This is a genomic window from Zymomonas mobilis subsp. mobilis ATCC 10988 (genome assembly GCF_000175255.2).
In the GTDB taxonomy this organism is placed as follows: domain Bacteria; phylum Pseudomonadota; class Alphaproteobacteria; order Sphingomonadales; family Sphingomonadaceae; genus Zymomonas; species Zymomonas mobilis.
The window spans coordinates 1,377,927-1,397,932 of sequence record NC_017262.1 but is presented as its reverse complement, the minus strand read 5'-3'; the positions used below and the strand labels follow the sequence as shown (position 1 = coordinate 1,397,932).

Annotated in this window: 15 protein-coding genes; 7 read left to right on the top strand and 8 right to left on the bottom strand. The window is 45.9% G+C overall.

Features of this window, described 5'->3' with window-relative positions; all coding sequences use genetic code 11:
* Window positions 1-6: 6 nt before the first annotated feature.
* From ZMOB_RS06275 to mnmG, 4 genes are read right to left on the bottom strand one after another with little or no spacing between them, the layout of a single operon-like run.
* A complete protein-coding gene (locus ZMOB_RS06275; RefSeq protein ID WP_014500932.1) occupies window positions 7-942 on the bottom strand; it encodes a ParB/RepB/Spo0J family partition protein in 936 nt (311 codons plus the stop codon).
* Window positions 939-1,739 (bottom strand): ParA family protein, encoded by an 801-nt coding sequence (locus ZMOB_RS06270; RefSeq protein WP_014500931.1) that lies wholly within the window; start codon window positions 1,737-1,739, stop codon window positions 939-941. Before ZMOB_RS06270 ends, ZMOB_RS06275 begins: the two co-directional genes overlap by 4 nt.
* Complete coding sequence (gene rsmG / locus ZMOB_RS06265; protein WP_012817560.1) at window positions 1,736-2,401, bottom strand: 16S rRNA (guanine(527)-N(7))-methyltransferase RsmG; 666 nt, start codon at window positions 2,399-2,401, stop codon at window positions 1,736-1,738. Before rsmG ends, ZMOB_RS06270 begins: the two co-directional genes overlap by 4 nt.
* Window positions 2,398-4,263, bottom strand: coding sequence for a tRNA uridine-5-carboxymethylaminomethyl(34) synthesis enzyme MnmG (gene mnmG, locus ZMOB_RS06260; RefSeq protein WP_014500930.1), 1,866 nt, complete (start codon window positions 4,261-4,263; stop codon window positions 2,398-2,400). Before mnmG ends, rsmG begins: the two co-directional genes overlap by 4 nt.
* Window positions 4,264-4,627: 364 nt before the next feature.
* Here mnmG and ZMOB_RS06255 point away from each other — a divergent pair, with 364 nt between their 5' ends.
* From ZMOB_RS06255 to ZMOB_RS06245, 3 genes are all read left to right on the top strand, one after another.
* The gene (locus tag ZMOB_RS06255) at window positions 4,628-5,617 is read left to right on the top strand and encodes an SMP-30/gluconolactonase/LRE family protein (protein ID WP_014500929.1); all 990 of its coding nucleotides are present in this window, start codon (window positions 4,628-4,630) and stop codon (window positions 5,615-5,617) included.
* 29 nt (window positions 5,618-5,646) lie between these two features.
* On the top strand, window positions 5,647-6,633 hold the full coding sequence (locus ZMOB_RS06250) for an aldo/keto reductase (protein ID WP_014500928.1): 987 nt from the start codon (window positions 5,647-5,649) through the stop codon (window positions 6,631-6,633).
* Between the two features lie 583 nt (window positions 6,634-7,216).
* Window positions 7,217-9,628, top strand: a complete 2,412-nt coding sequence (locus ZMOB_RS06245) for a TonB-dependent receptor plug domain-containing protein (protein WP_014500927.1) — start codon at window positions 7,217-7,219, stop codon at window positions 9,626-9,628.
* Window positions 9,629-9,631: 3 nt separating this feature from the next.
* On the opposite strand, the gene mnmE is transcribed toward ZMOB_RS06245, so the two are convergent.
* Window positions 9,632-10,936: a tRNA uridine-5-carboxymethylaminomethyl(34) synthesis GTPase MnmE gene (gene mnmE / locus ZMOB_RS06240; RefSeq protein ID WP_014500926.1), complete on the bottom strand. Its 1,305-nt coding sequence runs from the start codon at window positions 10,934-10,936 to the stop codon at window positions 9,632-9,634.
* 188 nt (window positions 10,937-11,124) lie between these two features.
* Between mnmE and ZMOB_RS06235 the strand changes: the two genes are divergently transcribed.
* From ZMOB_RS06235 to ZMOB_RS06225, 3 genes are all read left to right on the top strand, one after another.
* Entirely contained in the window at window positions 11,125-11,625 is a 501-nt protein-coding gene (locus ZMOB_RS06235; protein ID WP_011241708.1) for a methylated-DNA--[protein]-cysteine S-methyltransferase, read from the top strand.
* Window positions 11,626-11,728: 103 nt separating this feature from the next.
* A complete protein-coding gene (locus ZMOB_RS06230; protein ID WP_014500924.1) occupies window positions 11,729-12,430 on the top strand; it encodes a dienelactone hydrolase family protein in 702 nt (233 codons plus the stop codon).
* Window positions 12,430-13,428: a quinone oxidoreductase family protein gene (locus ZMOB_RS06225; RefSeq protein WP_014500923.1), complete on the top strand. Its 999-nt coding sequence runs from the start codon at window positions 12,430-12,432 to the stop codon at window positions 13,426-13,428. The genes ZMOB_RS06230 and ZMOB_RS06225 overlap by 1 nt, the downstream gene beginning before the upstream one ends.
* A 292-nt stretch (window positions 13,429-13,720) precedes the next feature.
* Here ZMOB_RS06225 and rho read toward each other — a convergent pair whose 3' ends face one another.
* The 3 genes from rho to hemE form a co-directional block, all read right to left on the bottom strand.
* Window positions 13,721-14,977, bottom strand: a complete 1,257-nt coding sequence (rho, locus tag ZMOB_RS06220) for a transcription termination factor Rho (RefSeq protein ID WP_011241711.1) — start codon at window positions 14,975-14,977, stop codon at window positions 13,721-13,723.
* 182 nt (window positions 14,978-15,159) lie between these two features.
* Window positions 15,160-15,615, bottom strand: coding sequence for a CopD family protein (locus tag ZMOB_RS06215; RefSeq protein WP_014500922.1), 456 nt, complete (start codon window positions 15,613-15,615; stop codon window positions 15,160-15,162).
* Between the two features lie 97 nt (window positions 15,616-15,712).
* Window positions 15,713-16,750 carry a uroporphyrinogen decarboxylase gene (gene hemE / locus ZMOB_RS06210; RefSeq protein WP_014500921.1) on the bottom strand — a complete coding sequence of 346 codons (1,038 nt, stop codon included), beginning with the start codon at window positions 16,748-16,750 and terminating at the stop codon, window positions 15,713-15,715.
* Between the two features lie 865 nt (window positions 16,751-17,615).
* Between hemE and ZMOB_RS06205 the strand changes: the two genes are divergently transcribed.
* Window positions 17,616-19,985, top strand: coding sequence for a TonB-dependent receptor plug domain-containing protein (locus ZMOB_RS06205; RefSeq protein WP_014500920.1), 2,370 nt, complete (start codon window positions 17,616-17,618; stop codon window positions 19,983-19,985).
* Window positions 19,986-20,006 lie beyond the last annotated feature (21 nt).

Here is a 20,006-nt window from a genome sequence, read left to right as displayed (position 1 = left end):
CGGATTTTAGAAATCAGAGCCGGAAAGCCGTTGGAAGAGAAAGTCTAATTCATCCATCGAGCTGTAATCTAGGCTGATCGTACCGCTTTCGCCATTATAGGCGATGGTGACGGGTAGTTTCAGGGATTCTGTCAATAATTGCTGCAAGGCTAGAATATCGGCATCATCGCCGTCAGCCGCCAGCGTTTGGCCTTTTTTCGCTTTGCTGGGTGGTTCTTTACTCTTGCCGTTTTTAATTTCCTGCACCAGCTTTTCGGTATCGCGCACCGATAAGCCTTTTTCGATGACCTTTTCAGCCAGCTTTTGTGGGTCTGGAGCGGTAATCAGGGCGCGGGCATGTCCCATAGTTAATTGTCGCGTAATCAGCGCATCCTGCACCACCTCGGGCAAATCGAGAAGGCGGAGCAGATTGGTAATATGGCTTCTGGATTTCCGAACGAGCTTGGATAATGCTTCGGGGCTGTGGCCGAATTGTTCGGCAAGGCGTTGATAGGCCTTGGCTTCCTCAATTGCGTTTAATTCCGAGCGTTGGATGTTTTCGATCAGAGCAACTTCCAGCGTTTCGGATTCGTCAAATTCCCGAACAATAACAGGAATATCATGCAGCCTTGCCCGCTGGGCAGCCCGCCAGCGGCGTTCGCCTGCCACGATTTGCCAGCCGCTTCCTTTCGGGCGGACAACGATCGGTTGCAAAACACCCCTTTGGGCAATGGATTCGGTGAGTTCGTTTAAGGCCGTTTCGTCAAAAATCCGGCGGGGCTGGTCTGGATGCGGGAAAATAGCAGCAACAGGTAAACTACGAACTGCGCCGGAGGGGGCATTTTCGTTGCCAGTATCTGGATTATCGCCCAATGTTTCTTCGGCAATCTCGCCTAATAAAGCGGAAAGACCGCGACCAAGGCCGCCTTTTTTACGAGGACGGTTTTTCTTGTCGAAACTCATGCAGATACCTGTGATTGATAAAAAGTTTTCTTACTGGAAAGTCGATCGATGACTTCACGTGCCAGAGCCATATAGGCTTCTGATCCGGCACAACGATGATCGTAAATTAACGCGGGGATACCATGGCTCGGCGCTTCGGAAAGTCGAACATTACGAGGAATAGTCGTGTTAAAAACGACCCGCCCCAAGACTTCCCGCACATCATCGGCGACCTGATCGGACAGCCGGTTACGGCGGTCATACATGGTAAGCGTAACCCCGAGGATAGACAGGCTGGGATTAAAGCGTGACCGCACCCGTTCGATAGTGGTTAGAAGCTGGCTCAAACCTTCGAGGGCAAAAAATTCACATTGCAGCGGCACCATCAATTTATGGGCAGCAACAAGAGCATTGACGGTCAAAAGTCCCAATGAGGGCGGACAGTCAATCAGACAGGCATCCCAACGGTCAGGCGGCGCGGTGTCGAGCACATGCGCCAGTCGATGGGTTCTTTCCCCGATACTGAGAAGATCAATTTCTGCACCGGAAAGATCGACCGTTGCCGGAATAATCTCCAATCCCGGAACCGCCGTTTTCACCACACCTTCGGTCAAAGCCGCCTCGCCGGTTAGCACCTGATAGGCAGAAACCCGACGATGTTCGTGTTTGATACCGAGGCCAGTTGAGGCGTTCCCTTGAGGATCAAAATCAATGACCAGCACCCGCCAGCCAATAGCCGCCAAAGCGGTTGAAAGGTTAATCGCAGAAGTTGTTTTTCCAACGCCGCCTTTTTGATTGGCGATAGCGATTCTGATCACGTTTTCTTCCCCGTTTTTTGTTTTTTGGGGTGAATATGGGTCGCGACAATAATCGCCGATTGCGGATCGGTGACGCTCCCCTCTATTCGGGTATCACCTTGCCATAATTTACGGGTCTCTTCTAGTTCCGTCCGCGCATTTTGCCCTTTGGGAAGCAGCCATAGGCTTTCCTTGTGAGAGAAAGGAAAGGCCAGTCGCCATAATTTATCCAGAGGCGCGAAGGCGCGGGCTGTAATAATATCAAAGGCTTGGGGTTCGATATTTTCCAGCCTTTGCCCTAAAATAGTGACAGGTGTTCCGGCAGCTTCAGCGGCTTTTTCTAAAAATTCAACTCTTTTTCGGCGGGATTCAACCAAAGTCACCGCCATTTCGGAAAGAATGGCAATGATGATGCCCGGAAACCCCGCACCGCTGCCCAGATCGAGCCAGCTTTTAGGAGAGGCTTTTTTGTTAAAAGCGGCTTCCTTTCTGGCCAAGGGCAGAAGTTGGGCGGAATCAATAATATGACGCCCCCATAAATCATCGACCGTCGAGCGAGCGATCAAATTTTGATGCGCCATTTCCGCATGAAGGCAAGCGACAAAAGCATCGAGCTTTTCCACTGTTTCACGTGAAATACCGATATGCTGGTCGAGCCAGAGGAGCGCTTCTTCCCGTGTCATAAGGTCACTTTTTTTGCATGAATTAAAATAGCGGCCAACGCAGCCGGTGTAACGCCTCTTACCCGTGAAGCGGAGGCCATGTCAGGCGGACGGGCAGCCGAAAATTTTTCGACCATTTCATTAGAAAGACCCGCAATAGTCGCATAATCGAGTTCAGCCGGAAGCGGCATATTGTCATGCCCCGCCAAACGCGCCAGTTCGGCATCCTGTCTTTCAAGATAAGGCGCATAACGCCCGTCGTCGATTATTTCAGAGACGACCGCATCCGAGAATTCTGTCAGTTCCGGTATAAGCGCTTCGAGATGTTGCCGCGTCACCGCTGGGAAACGAAGCCATTCAAATAAGCTATGCGATGCCCCTTCGGTGACATTAGCACCGACGGCTTGCATATCCCGACTGCTGGCTGCTTTTTCCAATAATTTTTGGCATTTTTCACGTTCTGCCAATCTTTTGGTAACGAAATCCGTCATTTCAGTCCCCAAGGCACCGAAGGCCTTGGCCTGACCAGATAGACGGGTCACGGCATTATCGGCACGGAGACCAAGACGATATTCGGCTCTGGCCGTCAGCATCCGATAAGGTTCGGTAACGCCTTGTAAAACCAGATCGTCGATTATTACCCCGATATAACTATTACGACGGTCGAAAACCGGAGGCGCTTTTCCGGCGACCGCGCAAGCCGCGCTGATACCCGCCACCAGACCTTGAGCGGCGGCCTCTTCATACCCCGTGGTGCCGTTAATTTGACCAGCGCAGAAAACGCCCTTCAAGGCCTTTAATTCCAGTTGATGGGTCAGGCTGCGCGGGTCAATAAATTCATATTCGACGGCATAGCCGAATTGCACGATTTTGGTATTTTCAAGGCCTTCTATGCTGTTGATAAAGGCTTGCTGCACGTCTTCCGGTAGAGAGGTTGAAATGCCGTTCGGATAAATCAGCGGTGTATCAAGTCCTTCTGGTTCAAGAAAAATCTGATGCCCGTCACGATCACCGAATTTCATGATTTTATCTTCAATAGAGGGGCAATAGCGAGGCCCCCGCCCCTCTATCGCGCCACTAAAAAGTGGTGAGCGATCCAGTCCAGCCCGAATAATATCATGGGTTTTTTGATTACTGCGCGTCAAAGAACAAGCAATTTGAGGGGCTACCCGCCCCGTGCCATAACTGGCCATTGTCCAAGCGTCTTCATCAGAAGGCTGGCGTTGTAATCTTGCCCAGTCGATAGTTCGACCATCCAGTCTTGCCGGTGTGCCAGTTTTTAATCTGCCCAGAGGTAAATCAAGGGCTTTCAATTGTTCAGCGAGACCGATGGAAGGTTGTTCACCGATCCGGCCGCCCCGCCATTTCTTTTCGCCGCAGAACAACCACGCATCCAAAAAAGTACCCGTTGTAAGCACCACGCTTTCAGTCTTTAGCGAACGACCATCCGCTAAAAGAACAGCTTTGACCTTGCCTTTATCCATCTGGAAGGATTCAGCCATGCCTTCAATAATGGTAAGATGCGCTTGTTCTTTTAAGGCCGTCTGGATAGCTTTTTTATAGCGATTGCGGTCAGCCTGTATGCGGGGCCCTTGCACCGCGCTGCCTTTACTGCGGTTGAGCATCCGGTAATGAATAGCCGCATAATCGGCCGCATGAGGCATCAAGCCATCCCATGCGTCAATTTCACGCACCAGATGACCTTTTCCCAATCCACCGATTGCAGGATTACAGGACATTGCCCCGATCTGTTCGCTGTCCATCGTCACAAGAGCGGTTTTCGCCCCCATACGAGCGGCGACCGCCGCAGCTTCACAACCGGCATGACCGCCGCCTATGACTACAATGTCGAAAAACTCTTTCATAACAGGGATAAAAATCATCCAGACGGGAGAAACAGAAAAAAGCTATCAAACAGTTTTCGGGATGAAAAACAATCATCAACCTTGTTTTAAGCCTGAAAAGAGCCTGTAATTTGTCGGAATGCGGCCTTTTTGTTTCACGTGGAACAGAGAGAGAAAGCAAAAATTGATAGAGAGCGCATCATCTCGATATTTTTGAAATGGCCTGCTTAATCTCTATAAATAACAATATCCGTTAATAACAAAGCCTAATAATACTATTTCAAATAGAGGATTTTTAATCTCAAAAAATATTCATGAATCATATTCATAACTATCTTTTTAATTATATATCTAATCAAAAATATATTTTAGAATTAAAGTGTTCTCGTAGCAGGAGAACACAATGCTTGCTTGTATTTTTAAACTTTTTGGTCTTGCTTGTACTTTAGTGTTTTCATATCTCTTTTTCGAACAAAAAGGATATGCTGAAAACTACCTAAAAAAAGAGTCTTCCCTTGCCCCAATTCCCGCTTCTGAGCAGAATTTACAGACTGTTTTTGCAGAGGAATGGCTAACTCTGCCAGACGTTCACGGCGTTGAAGGCCCTGTATTTGAACAAGATGGCAAGCTTCTTCTCTCTGATTTGAGCGGGAAAAGAATATTACGCATCAGCAAAAATAAAGAAATATCAACGCTATTTCACCGGAATGATATCAGTCTTGGTGGTTTAGCCATTGATCAAACAGGGCATATTATTATTGCCTCATTGGATATTGCCCAAAATAAAGGGGCGATATTGAGCCTTGATCACGAAGGAAAAAATCTAAAAATACTTATTCCCGTATCGGCTGGCCTGCTACCAAATGATGTTGTTTTTGATCGCTTGGGTGGTCTTTATATATCCGATTTTCGCGGTAATGCGACTGACCCTTCTGGCGGGATTTATTATCTTCCGCCTGAAAAGAAGAACGCTGTTAGCGTTTTTCCCCATCTGGCAATGGCAAATGGCATTGCTATCAGCCCAAACGGAAAAGAAGTATGGGTGACGGAATTTGCCCGAAATATTTTATACCGCTTAACCCTCTCTGATCCGACACATATCGTCCCTTTAGATACTAACGCGGTTTATTATTTTACGGGGGCGGCCCCCGATTCCACCAGAACCGATAAAAACGGCAATATTTATGTCGCGATCTATGGTCAGGGGCGCGTTCTGGTCTTCTCTCCTCAAGGGATAGCCTTTGCTCAAATACTACTACCTCGTCGAGATGAAGGCCATAATTTAAGAACAACAAGTATGGCTATCAATAAAGAGAGTAATGAAATCTTCATCGTCACCAGTGATGACAAAGATAATAATTCCAGAATATTTAAAAGTAAAATTCCTTTATAGATTTTAATTAAAAATAAGGATTATTAGAAATGGATTATACGTATTTGGGTCGTACCGGATTAAAAGTAAGCCGGTTAGAATTGGGTACAATGAATTTCGGATATTTGACCGATGAAATTACCAGCTTCGAAATAATGGATGAGGCTTTGGAGCATGGCATCAATTTTTTTGATACTGCCGATGTTTATGGTGGCCCCCAATCGCCTGATATGGAACAAGGTTTTGGCCTTTCTGAAGAAATTATCGGTAACTGGTTATCCCAAGGAGGCCGTCGCGACAAAATCGTTCTGGCGACCAAAGTCTATCAACCCATGGGAACAGGTCCTAATGATCGCCATTTGTCAGCCTATCATATCCGGCGCGCCTGTGAAGATAGCCTGCGGAGATTAAAAACCGATCATATCGATCTGTACCAGATGCATCACGTTGATAGACATACGCCATGGGAAGAAATCTGGCAGGCCATGGAGCAGTTAATCCGTGAAGGCAAAATTACTTATGTGGGTAGCAGTAACTTTGCTGGCTGGGATATAGCCACTGCACAAAATGTTGCGACCTCGCGGCATTTGTTAGGATTAGCTTCCGAACAAAGCCTTTATAACCTTACCCAGCGCAGTATTGAATTAGAGGTCATTCCGGCATTACGTTATTATGGAATAGGGCTTATCCCATGGAGTCCGGTCGGGATGGGTTTGCTAAGCGGCGTATTGCAGGATCTTAAAAAAGGTACCCAAAAAGCACCTCACATTTTTCAGCAAGTGGATAAATTTTATCCACAATTAGAGGCCTATGAAGATTTATGTCGTGAATTAGGCCGCCATCCCGCAGAAGTGGCCTTGGCATGGGTGCTGCATAATCCGGTCGTGACAGCCGCCATCACAGGCCCCCGCACAGTTGAACAACTCCATCAAAATTTTAAGGCCTTATCCTGCACTCTTTCGCCTGAAATTTTACAAAAACTTGATGAGATTTGGCCGGGGCCAAAGGGAGAAGCGCCTGAAGCCTATGCATGGTAGGAGACTATTCTATGTTTGTTGTTCACTATGAATGGAATTAAATTTTTAAATATTTTCTAGATTTTATAGCCAATATCCCAAGTAATTTTGGTATTATACTGGTGAACAGTAAAATAAAACGCGAGGATTTGGAAAAAATTTTGTTAGAAGATCCCTTCTCGATAGAGGGAATAGCTGATTACGAAATCATTGAATTTGTACCGAGTAAATATGCGGCTATTTTAGCTGGTAGTATTTAATTAAATTAAGGCTATATCTGATGAATAAACAATATATTTTTCAATAATATAGCCTTCTTGTTTCCTTATATTTATTTTTAATCAGATTATTTTACGATCTCATCCGAGAAATTTATATTTTTTTGAGATTTTATCTCAATTTATCAGCTTATTAATATAAATATAAATCTTATTTTTTCAGGTTAATCTGTAATAATTGCGCAGTATTTTATATTTTTAAAAAACTTAAGCAATATATTTTTATTTTAACATCATTTAAATATTATTACTTTAAATGTAAAAAATTGTTATATAAATTTAAAAACAAGGAGATTCTTATTTAAAAATTAAAATGGGGGTTTGGTATGAAAAATTTTATACCAAAAGGAGGATTATATCTTTCTTTTTTATGCGGTGTTTTTCAATATCCTTATACCGTTTTAGCTGCCGACAAAAATAATATCACGGTCAATAATGGAGATGCCATTATTGTTACCGGCACCCGAGAGACGGGTAAAAAGGCAAGTGAAAGCATTTCTCCAATTGATATTATTTCAGCGAAACAACTGACCCAGACGGGGATGCCCAGTTTACGCGATGCTCTGACGCAATTATTGCCTTCCTTAAGCGTTCCCAATGCTGGATTTGATAGCGGCGCCTTGACCGATTCTTTGAGTTTGAGGGGGTTAAATTCTAATGAAACCCTTGTTTTGGTAGACGGTAAACGCCGTCATACCACAGCTAATCTTTCTGCTGTCGCAGGCCCGCAACAAGGGACAACGCCCGTAGATATCGATATGATTCCGATGGCGGCCATTGACCATATTGAGGTTTTACGAGATGGAGCTTCTGCCCAATATGGTTCCGATGCGGTGGCCGGTGTTGTCAATGTTATTTTGAAAAAACAGGATCACGGTTTTCACGCCCAGACTTTGACGGGCATTACCGCGGCTAAAGACGGCTTTCAGCAAGGCGTTTATCTGGATGGTGGCACCAAATTGGGATCACGCGGTTATTTGCATGTCAGCGGTGATTTTTTACGCCAAAATCATACCTATCGCAGTTCAAAAGATTTACGCACCAACAGTAAAGACAAATTTTTGGGTCAGCCCGAACAGACACGGGAAAGTTTTGCAATCAAAGGTGGTTACGAAATTACCGATAATATCGAGGCCTATGGTCTGGTTACCTATGCTCATCGTTATGCCGAAGCCAATGAAATCACGCGTCTTGCTTCTACCTTGACGGATTATCCGGCTTATGCCGCAATTTATCCCAATGGCTATTTGCCGGTTGATACCATTAATGAAAATGACTGGGAAATAACGGGCGGATTAAAAGGCCAGATCAAAGGCTGGAATTGGGATGTATCCAGCGTTTATGGTCGTGATTATGATAGTATCGGAGTCAAAAACTCGGCTAATCTTCAGCTTTCAAAAGATACCGGTCTAGCCCCGACGAATTTTAAAAATGCCCAGCGTTTCAATAATCAGCAATGGAGCAATAGTATTGATTTCAGCAAGGCTTTCCATATTAACGGCTGGCCCCATGTAATCAATGTAGCAGGAGGCGCAACCCATCGGTATGAAAGCTATACTATTGGTGCAGGTAGTTTTGAATCTGCCTATGGCAGCGGGTCAGAAGCTCTTCCCGGTATACCTGCCCAAAGTGCAGGCAAATTCAGCCGAAATGTCTTTGGCGGTTACTTCGATGTAGCGACCCATTTGGTCAAACAGCTACAGATTGATGTCGCAGGACGTTACGAGCATTATTCTGATGTCGGGGATACCAAAACCGGAAAGGTTGCCTTGCGCTATGATCCTTTCAAATGGTTAGGATTCAGAGGCACTATTTCAAATGCCTTTCATGCTCCAACCTTGGCACAGGAATATTATAGCGCCGTTACTTTTTATCCAACCCAAGCGGGGGGTATTATCAGCCCGAGTTCTGTCGGGGCTTTGGCCAATGGTTCTGAAAAATTGAAGCCGGAACATTCAACCAATATAACGGCCGGTGTCACTTTTGAACCGATCAAAAGGCTACATATTACAGCCGATGTCTATCAGATAAAATTACGGGGGCAGATCTTACCCGGTGGTAATATCTATGGAGATCAAGCCTCTAGTGCCTTGGCCTTAGATGGCTTTAATTTGCCAGCGGCAGCGGCCAGTTGGACACCCGCTTCTATTTATGCCCATTGGTTTGCCAATGTCGCCAATACCCGCACTCGAGGTATTGATATTACCGCCAGCTATCCAACCTATTTAGGCGATATCGGCCATATCGATTGGAGTGTAGCCGCCAATATCAATCGCACGATTTTGACTCATCAGGGAAAAGATGCTGATGGCAATGATCTTCTGACCAAGCAAAGCATTGCCTATATCACCAGCGCTTATCCACGCAGTAAAATTATCTGGGGCGGTCAATTCACCAGTGGCGATAAAAAATGGATTGTCGGCCTGCATGAAATCCGTTGGGGACATACAACCTCGCAGCTTTCTTACTATGGCGGGGCGGCCAATACAAATCTGTTATCGAATTATGAATTCTTTCCTTTTCATAATCGGGTTAAATATACCACCAATCTTGATATAACCTATCGAGTGAATGCCAAGCTGGCTTTGACAGCTGGTGCCAATAATTTGTTTAATCGATATCCAACACGTTTGCCTTTAGCGCATCGCTATATAGGTATTCACAAATATGACATGAATACCTCACAATTAGGCATGAATGGCGGATTTTATTACTTTAAGGTCGATGTCAGTCTGTAGATTTTACTTGCCAATACAAAAGCGGCTGAACAGATTGTCGAGCATATTTTCAACACCTGCTTTTCCGGTGAGCCGGTCGTAACAACGACAGGCTTGCCGGATAGCTTCGGCCATGATCAGCATATCTTCGGCCTCCAAGGCCAAAGCGAGGCTATCGGCGGCCTCCTTGACCAATTGGCGTTGGCGGCGGTTTAAAGTAACCTCATCTTCTTTGGGGAGTATTTTTTTCCCGATTTCGACCAGCTTTTCTTGCAAGCGATCAATACCTTCGCCAGTGACAGCCGAAACGGCGATGTCAATTTTTTCTGGTATCGGATGACGTTTCGGCAAGTCTATTTGCGGATAAAGCACCAAGACTTCGCCGTCTGTTTTGGGAGCCTCTTCCGCTTGTCCGAGCCATAAAAGAATATCCGCTTCTTCAATGGCCCTTTGAGCGCGTTCGATGCCCGCTTTTTCGATCAAATCATCGGATTCATGCAATCCTGCCGTATCAGAAAAGCGCATCGGGATGCCTTTTAGGGCAAAGCTGACCTCGATCACATCGCGGGTTGTGCCTGCTATCGGAGCTGTGATCGCTATATCCTGTCCGGTAAGGGCGTTGATCAGCGTTGATTTGCCTGCATTCGGGCGACCTGCCAAAACAACCCGCAAACCATCCCGCAATCTTTCCATCGTGGGACGATTTTCAAACTGACGATGTTCCGCGATAAGAGCGGCTATTTTGTCTTTCATCACAGCGAGATGCTGGCGGCTTTCGGTTTCGTCTTCTTCAATGTCTTCGGCAAAGTCAAAACTGGCCTCAATTTGACCGGAGAGAGCCAGAAGCCTGTCTTGCCATGCGCTGATTTGTCGCCCCAAGGCACCCCCGCTCATCATCAAGGCAGCGCGTCTTTGGCTGGCGGTTTCCGCTGTTAATAAATCGCCTAGGCCTTCAGCTTCGTGAAGGCTGATAACTCCATTTTCAAAAGCACGGCGGGTAAATTCGCCTGCCTCGGCAGGGCGTAAATCCGGCAGTTTTTCTAAAGTTTTTAGCACGGCATCAATCACTGCCCTGCCCCCATGGACATGAAGTTCCAGCAGGTCTTCTCCGGTCACGGTTTTTGGGGCGGGTAACCAGAGCAAAAGGGATTGATCCAGTTGCTCGCCGCTATCAGGATCATAGAGATTACGCAAAACCGCGCGTCTGGCTTCAGGGATTTTTTTGCGCGTGAGAAGGCAGGCGGTATCCGCAGCCGCAGAGCCGCTGATCCGGATCACTGCAATGCCTGCCGGTGGACGACCTGAAGATAAGGCAAAGATGGTTTTCATAGCGGAAAAGCCCTGTTGATCGCGGATATGTATTGAGGATGGCGGAAGGATTTTCTGAACTTTTAGCGTGAAGCGTGACTTCTGTCACCCGTTATAGGCTTTTGATTTATGGGAGAAGAACAGCAGAATAATAAAAGCAGCTGTGGATTTTTTATGGTAAGATTTAGGCCTCATTATCAAAGACAAAAATGATGCCACAGCTTTATTATCCGACCATTATTGGTTTGTTTTCTCTTCAGGCTTCTGACCAATATCTTGAGCGGGTGGCTATTATGCCGCCTGCGATGAAAAAGCCCGAAAAACAGGATTTGGCCGCTATTCTCAAGCAATCACCGCTATTGAAGGAAGTGGTTGCCCAGATTGAAGCCTATTTTACCGGAAAAGTTTTCAGTTTTGATTTGCCGCTTCAACCTGCGAAAACGGCAAGAGGAGAAGCCATAAGACAGGCATTATGCCAGATTCCTTATGGTGAGACCGCCAGCTATCGCCAGTTGGCTATAAAGGCAGAATCCGGTGCGCGGGCAATTGGACAGGCCTGTGCCAGAAATCCTTTGGCTCTGATTGTGCCTTGCCATCGGATTATTAAGGCCGATGGGAGTTTAGGACAGTATTCTGCCGGAGAAGGTATCACCACAAAAGCATGGCTGATTGACCATGAGCGGCTTCATCGCGGTTCCTTTTCTTTATAAAATAAGCGTGTTTTTTCGGGCTTTGGGCGTATTTTGACGGGATGGCCGCTTTCTATCCGGCGAGCACCGCTTATCTTGATAAAAAAGCAGGCTTTCAAAGGATATGATTTTGGGTCAGAAAATAGCCATCCCTTCTGTGGATAAATGCCATCAGATTCCAGCCTATTACGCCCTTCCCGATCACAAACCAAAGGGCGTTATTGTCGTTATTCCCGAAATATTTGGATTGAATAGCGGCATCCGTTGGCGAGTCGATCGCTGGGCCAAGGCCGGATATTTCGCCATTGCAGCTGATCTTTTCTGGAAAATTGCGCCGGAGGTCGAGCTTGATCCCGATCTTCCCGAAGAGATGCAGCAGGCGATGCTCTATTACCAGAAGTTGGAGAATGAAGCGGCTTTGGCCACTGTCGAAGCCGCTATTCAATATGCTCGATCAAAACAGCCTGATTGTAAGATTGCTACTGTTGGATATTGTCTTGGCGGCTTTTTATCTTTCATTCTGGCAGCCAGAAAAAAAGTCGATGCCGCTGTTTGCTATTATGCTGTCGATATTGACCAGCATCTTTCTGAAATAAAGGCAGATCATCCGCCTCTCTTGCTGCATTTCGGAGATCACGACAATTTTGTTTCGGAGCAGGCCATTAAAACCATCCGTTCTGCTTTTGCAGAGCAAAAACAAGCATTGCTTTATGTCTATCCCGAAGCGGGTCACGGTTTTGCGACCGAAAAAGGGAAAAGACGCGCTGAAAAATCGGCCGAATTAGCCGATCAGCGGAGTCTCGATTTTATTGAAAGGAATTTATGATGAGTGAAGCCTATGCGATTATCGCTGAAAAAGCCGGAGGCCCTGAAGTTCTGGTCAAGAAACCGCTTGATCTTAGCAAGATGAAGCCAGAAGCAGGCCAAGTTTTATTACGGCATCAGGCTATTGGTCTTAACTTTATTGATATTTATCATCGTTCCGGTCTGTATAAACAGGATTTCCCCGCGAATTTAGGCTGTGAAGCCGCAGGTGTTATCGAAGCTGTCGGTGATAAGGTTAAGGGTTTTAAAGCCGGTGATCGGGTGGCTATTTTTACCTCGAAGCCCGGTGCCTATGCAACCCATCGGATTGTCGATGCTAGCGAATTAGTGGCTTTGCCAGATGATATTTCGGCAGAGACGGCAGCAGCCGTTCTTTTAAAAGGCATGACGAGCTGGATGCTTGCTGAAAAATGCCTTGCCCATGCTGCAATCGAAGGTGAAGCACCGAAAGTCATGGTTTTGGCAGCCGCTGGCGGTGTCGGTAGCTTGTTGATACCTTGGCTGAAATATTTGGGTGTTACGGTTTTTGCCCATACCAGCACTGAAGAAAAACCCGCCAAAGTAAAGGCGAATGGTGCCGATTATGTGACGACCCTGCCCTATAGCGATTTACCAGATTGGGTGCGGAAACAGAATCACGGCGAAGGCGTTCATGCCGTGCTTGATAGCGTCGGTGCCGATAGCTGGAAAAGCTCAATCGCCTCTTTGAGAAAAAAAGGATTATGGGTTGTTTACGGCAATGCTAGTGGCCCCGTTCCCGCTTTATCGCCTTTAGAATTGAGCAAAGCCGGATCCATTTATACAAGCCGTCCGCGCCTTATTGATTATGTGGATAACTCTGTGGATTTAACCACAGCTAGTCAGAAATTATTCGCCTTATTACGTAAAAATATCCTGAAAGTCGAAATTAACCAGCGTTTCCCTCTGACTGAAGTGGCGAAAGCCCATCAATTACTGGAAAGCCGGAAAACGACCGGATCTACGGTACTTATTCCTTAAAAGCCGCCTTAATTTCAGGGCTAATCGCAAGGTTGTTTTGAGAAAAACCGACGGTTCAAAGAAAAGACCCGTCGGTTTTCTTGAAGAAGAAAAAACTATTCCACAAAGTTATCCCCAGCCTGTGGATAACTTTGTGGATTAAACAAAAGATAAAACAGTTTTGACGCTTGGGATGCCAGTCTTTCTGAAAAAACAAAAAGAAAAAACAGCGATTTTTCTCAAGTTGAAAAGAGAGCCTGTAGGAGATGGCTCTCTTTTTCTTGTCATTAAAAAGTAACGCTTCTGTTTTATCCTAGTGATTCATTGACGCGAAGAAATCTTCATTGGTTTTGGAATCCTTCATCTTGTCGAGCAAGAATTCCATCGCATCCACCGTTCCCATTTGCATCAGGATACGACGCAGCACCCACATTTTGGAAAGCGTGTCTTTATCAACCAGCAATTCTTCCTTGCGGGTACCAGATTTACCCACATCCATAGCTGGGAAGATCCGTTTGTCAGCGACTTTGCGATCCAGAACGACTTCGGAGTTACCCGTTCCTTTGAATTCTTCAAAGATGACTTCGTCCATACGGCTGCCGGTGTCGATCAAGGCCGTGGCGATGATAGAAAGCGAGCCGCCTTCTTCGATATTACGGGCTGCCCCGAAAAAGCGTTTTGGGCGTTGCAGGGCGTTGGCATCAACACCCCCCGTCAAGACTTTACCGGAGGACGGCACCACCGTGTTATAAGCACGGCCAAGGCGGGTCACGGAATCCAGCAGAATAACCACGTCTTTTTTATGTTCGACCAGTCTTTTCGCCTTTTCAATGACCATTTCGGCCACCTGCACATGGCGTTGTGCTGGTTCATCAAAGGTAGAGGAAATCACCTCCCCTTTAACTGAACGCTGCATATCCGTGACTTCTTCAGGACGTTCATCAATCAGCAGCACAATCAGGAAAACTTCGGGGTGATTTTCCGAAATCGCCCGCGCGATATTCTGTAATAAGACCGTTTTACCGACCCGTGGTGGCGCAACGATCAAGGAACGCTGCCCTTTACCCTGTGGGGCAACAATATCAATAACGCGTGCCGATTTATCCTTGTTGGTCGGATCACTGATATCGAGATTGAGTTTTTCGGAAGGATAAAGCGGCGTCAGATTGTCAAAATTGACGCGATGACGGACATTATCGGGATTGTCGAAATTAACCGAAATCAGCTTGGTCAGGGCAAAATAGCGTTCGCTATCTTTGGGCCCCCGAATTTCGCCTTCTACGGTATCGCCCGTCCGTAGGCCAAATTTTCTGACCTGATTGGGAGAAACATAGATATCATCGGGACCGGCTAGATAGTTAGCCTCGGGGCTGCGCAAAAAGCCGAATCCGTCAGGCAAAACCTCGATCGTCCCCAAGCCCATAATCTGGTCGCCTCTTTCGGCCTGAACCTTGAGAATGGCAAAAAGGAGGTCTTGCTTGCGTAATGTCGAAGCCCCCTCGATTCCAAGTTCTTCGGCCATTTTGACGAGTTCAGAGGGCGTTTTTTGTTTGAGATCTTTTAGATGCATGTCGGGGAGTCCCGTAGGGGCAAGATGAAAGTTATTGCCTGAGAAATGATAGAAAGGATCAGAATAGTGATGTGAAAAAGATTACCCTTTGGATAGAAAAGCGGGCACCGTTGGGAAACCCGCTTAAAGATATTATTTTTCAGAGTCAAGATCAGGAAGCCGGACTCTTTTTGCCTTTGGCGTCAAAAAGGTTTGATGATCGCCAAGATCACCGCAATGGCAGCGATAATGCCCGGGACTTCGTTCATCAATCGGAGACCGCGCTCACTGGCCGGACGAAAACCCTTGGCCAGCTTTTTGGCATAAGCGACAGACCAGCCATGATAGGCCGTTAAAATGATGACGGCCAGCAATTTGACATGAAACCAATGGCCGATCACGAAAGCACCGATATGCACAGCCAATAACAGGCCAAAAACCCAAGAGAGGATAAGCGAGGGTGTCAAAATGATATGGCGCAACCGAGTTTCACGATTTTGCCATTTCAAATCCTCGACAGAACCCGGGGTGGTTTGGCTGTGGTAAATGCAATAGCGCGGTAAGGTAAAAAGACCAGCCATCCAGAAAATCACAAAAATAACATGAGCCGATTTGATCCAAGGGTAAAGATTATCAAGAAAACCCATCCATTCAATCACAGGCTAATCCTCAAATTATACGTCTTTGTTTGGTCTATTCTTTACCAAAATTTGAAAAATTGGCATAGAGAACCGCCAGCCTCTTTTGGTTTTCAGGTTATCCCCGTATTTTTTCCAGAAGATGGCTGACATGGGTGAGCGGTGTTTGGGGAAGAATCCCGTGACCTAGATTGAAGATATGCGGCCTTTCGGAAAAAGCGTCAAGAATAGTCGTGATAGATTGATCCAAAGCCTCGCCACCTGCAAGAAGCACCAAGGGGTCGAGATTGCCCTGAACCGGAAAATCAGCGGGTAGATATTGATCTGCCCAATAAGGGTCGATAGTTTCATCAAGACCGATCGCCGTGACTTGGGTATCGGCAATATAAGCCTTGATCCGGCTAGCGGCACCTTTGGGAAAGCCGATGATCGGAATATTGGGGTGCTTTTCCCGTAATTTTTCAACCAGACGTGCCGTTGGGTCGATGACCCAGCGTTCAAATTGTTGTGGCGATAAGGTTCCTGCCCAACTGTCAAAAAGCTGCACCGCATCGACACCGGCTTCGATCTGACCATCGAGATAGAGAACCGTCAGATCAATGATCGCTTCGATAATTTCTGAAAAAGCCTGTGGGTCACGATAGGCCATTGCCCTTGTGACCGCTTGATCGCGGCTACCTTCCCCTGCGACCATATAGGTGGCGACAGTCCAAGGGCTGCCCGCGAAGCCGAGAAAGGTTGTTTCAGGAGAAAGTCTATGGGCTACCCGACGGACGGTTTCATAAATCGGAGTTAGGCGATCGGGAAGCTTTGTCAGAAGATCCAGACGATGATTGACCAAAGCCGGGGTAAGCTTGGGCCCTTCCCCTTTGACGAAAGTAAGATCCTGTCCAAGGGTATAGGGAATAACCAGAATATCCGAGAAAAGAATAGCGGCATCGAAATGAAAACGGTTGATCGGCTGCAAAGTCGCTTCAGCGGCGGCTTCGGAATCTTCGACCAGCGGTAAGAATCCCGCCTTCTGTTCTCGTAATTTTCGGTATTCGGGCAAATAGCGTCCCGCCTGCCGCATAAGCCATATCGGAGGCGTTGTTAGCTTTTGGCCTGCGAGGAGCTTTAACAGGGGTGCGTCAGGCTTTTTTCGCGATTTACCCATAACTATCCTTAAGAATCTTTAAATGGTTGTTGCTGTTGTTGGGGCTGTGGATAATGGGGATAACATTTTTATCCACGGAGTTATCCACAATTTATGCTTGTTGCGACTCATTGAGTCTTACGGAGTCGTATGAGTTATACACATAATAGATTGTCTTTGTATAAAATGGCTTATCCTGTGGATAACTCTGTGGAATGGATGTGGATAGTTGGGATAACTTTGTGGATAACTGGGGAGTCAGTAGTTATCCCCATTTTTATACCTTAGTTATCCACAGGCTTATCCACAGAAATTGAGTGGATAAAAGGGCTGTCCTTTTTTCTTTCCGAAAGAGGATGAAATTGAGCACCTCAGGGCGTTCCATAGGGCTGAATGAAGGATAAATAACTGTCGAGTCGTCGCTATCCGACTCGAAAGAAGCGACTCGATAAGGGAAAGCTGTCTGTGGATTTGTCTCTTGTTAACGGCGGTATATTTTTTAGATGAAAATAATCTGAAAATTTTAGGTTATTGAATAGGTCTTTTTCAAAAAAACTCTTAATTCCAAATAAAGTTAATTTTTTATTTTTAAAATTACTGTAAAATAGATTTTGTTTTATTTTTTTATTTGTTTAATTATTTTAATTTTAATTAGTTTTTTATTTTTAATTTAGGGTGATGGCATCCTTTTTTATCCTTTATTGTATAGTCGATCTCTTTATTTTTCAAAAGATGAAATATAATATAACATTATTTAATAATTTATATCCAATAAATAAATACTTTATACCCATAAATTATATTTAAATTTTATCATTAAATAAAATAATTATATTAAAAATTATCGAGGAGAAGCAAAATTATCTAAAAATTAAAGAGGGGGCGTATGAAAAATTTTATTAAAAAAGGAGGTTTTCTTTTTTCCTTTTCATGGTTTTTCTTACAATATCCGGTAGAAGCCGCGACTGATACTGTTAGTAATACTTCTAATAATGATGCCATTATCGTTACCGGCACCCGTGAAACGCATAAGAAAATAAGGGATAGTCTTTCCCCTATTGAAGTTTTGAATAATCGAGAATTGCTGGAAACCGGCCAGACGAATGTTACCTCGGCTTTGGCGCAATTAGTGCCTTCTATTACGCAACCGGCTGTCGGGCAATTTGTTGCCGCACCTACCAATTTTGTCAGTTTACGGGGTCTTAATCCAAATCAGACCTTGGTTTTGGTCAATGGCAAGCGCCGTCATAATAGCTCTTTCCTCTATATTGATGGTTTTGCCGATGCGGCTACGCCAACCGATCTTGATTTGATTGCCCCCGAATTGATTGACCATATTGAGGTTTTGAAAGATGGCGCCGCTGCCCAATATGGTTCCGATGCCATTGCCGGAGTCGTCAATATCATTTTGAAATCTGACAATCATGGTGGCAGTGCCAGAAGTCAGATCGGACAGACCTATGCCGGAGATGGATTGGTCGGACAGGCCGGTTTTAATAAGGGATTCAAAATTGGTCATTCCGGTTTCTTTGATGTTGCCTTCGATTTTCGTCATCAAAATCATACCAGCCGTGATGGTATCGATAGCCGAACCCAGCGCCATAGTTTGAAAGTTGTCGGTGATCCGATGGCGACCCGCTATAATCTGGCGATCAATGCCGGTTATGATTTTGGAAATGGCATCGAAATTTATACGACTGATAGCTATTCGCATCGCAATAGTGAGGTTAATCAGGTCTATAGAACGGCTGATCGTTTTCCCGAAGCCTATCCTGATGGCTTTATGCCGATACAAAAATTGTCTGAAAACGACTTTTCGGCTTCTCTTGGGTTGCGTGGTGATAATGCCTTGGGAATCCATTGGGATGTCAATTCCACCTATGGCGGCAATTTCATTCGGAATGACCTCGATAAAACCGCCAATCTTGGCCTTTATGCCGCAACGGGTTCGACCCCTTTATCGGTGCATCTGAATAATTATTCGACCACTCAACTGAATAATACCCTTGATCTGAGCAAAGAATTGGCTTTGCCCATGATCTATAGCCCGCTGACCGTGGCGGCCGGTTTCGCCCATCGTTATGAAACCTATAAAACCGGAGCGGGTGATCCGGCCTCCTATTTATATGGCGGAACCCAAGCCCGAACCGGTATTATACCCGCTGTTGCCGGATCTCATTCCCGTAATGTCTATAGTGGTTATCTTGATCTTTCTGCCCATTTGACAAAGCGTTGGCAGGTCGATTTAGCCGGACGCTATGAATATTATAGCGATTTCGGTAGCACGCTGAATGGTAAAGCTTCGACCCGATATGACTTTACCGATCAATTCGCGCTTCGGGCGACCTTTAGCAGTGGGACAAGAGCGCCAAGCCTTGCCAATGAATATTTTAGCACCTTGTCAGTGGGGCCTGATAGTGCCAGCGGCACTTTGGGCGCTAATTCGGCTGCGGCCAAGCTATTGGGGGCGGTGCCATTAAAACCGGAAAAGGCTACCAATATTACGGCCGGACTGGTCTATTCACCTTTGAAAAATCTTCATTTTACCCTTGATAGCTATCAGATCGCTATCCGTAACCGGATTGTCAGTGGCCCCGGTATATCCGGTGAGGCGGCTTTGGCGGCTTTGAACGCACAAGGAGTGACCGTAGCTTCGACGCTTGAGGCTCAAAATATATCGGCATGGTTCTTTACCAATGGTGCCAGCACCCGCACCCGCGGTTTGGATTTTACCGCCAGTTACCATAGTCGTTTTGAGAATTTCGGTATTGTTGACTGGGATATTGCCTTGAATATCAATGCGACCACCATTCGGCATGTCAACCAACTGGCGAATGGGATGTCAGCCTTGAATGCCCAGACACGGGCTTATTTGACCAGTAGCACCCCGAAAAATCGGATTACTTTTGGCGGAAGATGGGAATCTTTTTCCAAAAAATGGGATGTCAGCCTGCATGAGCAGCGTTTTGGCCAGACTACCGATGAAATGACCTGGTATCAGGGCCCGAATGCCTATTCGATGACTGATTTTAACCGCATTCATAATCATCCGCGTTGGATTACCAATTTAGAAATTGGATATCGTCCTATTGAAAAATTACGGGTCGCTATCGGCGCCAATAATCTTTTCAATGCCCATACCACCCGTATTCCCGCCGCCAATGGCTATTATGGTTCCGGCAAATATGACGGGGCTGCCAGCCAGATCGGGGTGAATGGCGGATTTTATTATCTCCAGACTTCTTATCAATTCTGATTTTATCAGAGCTTTATCAGG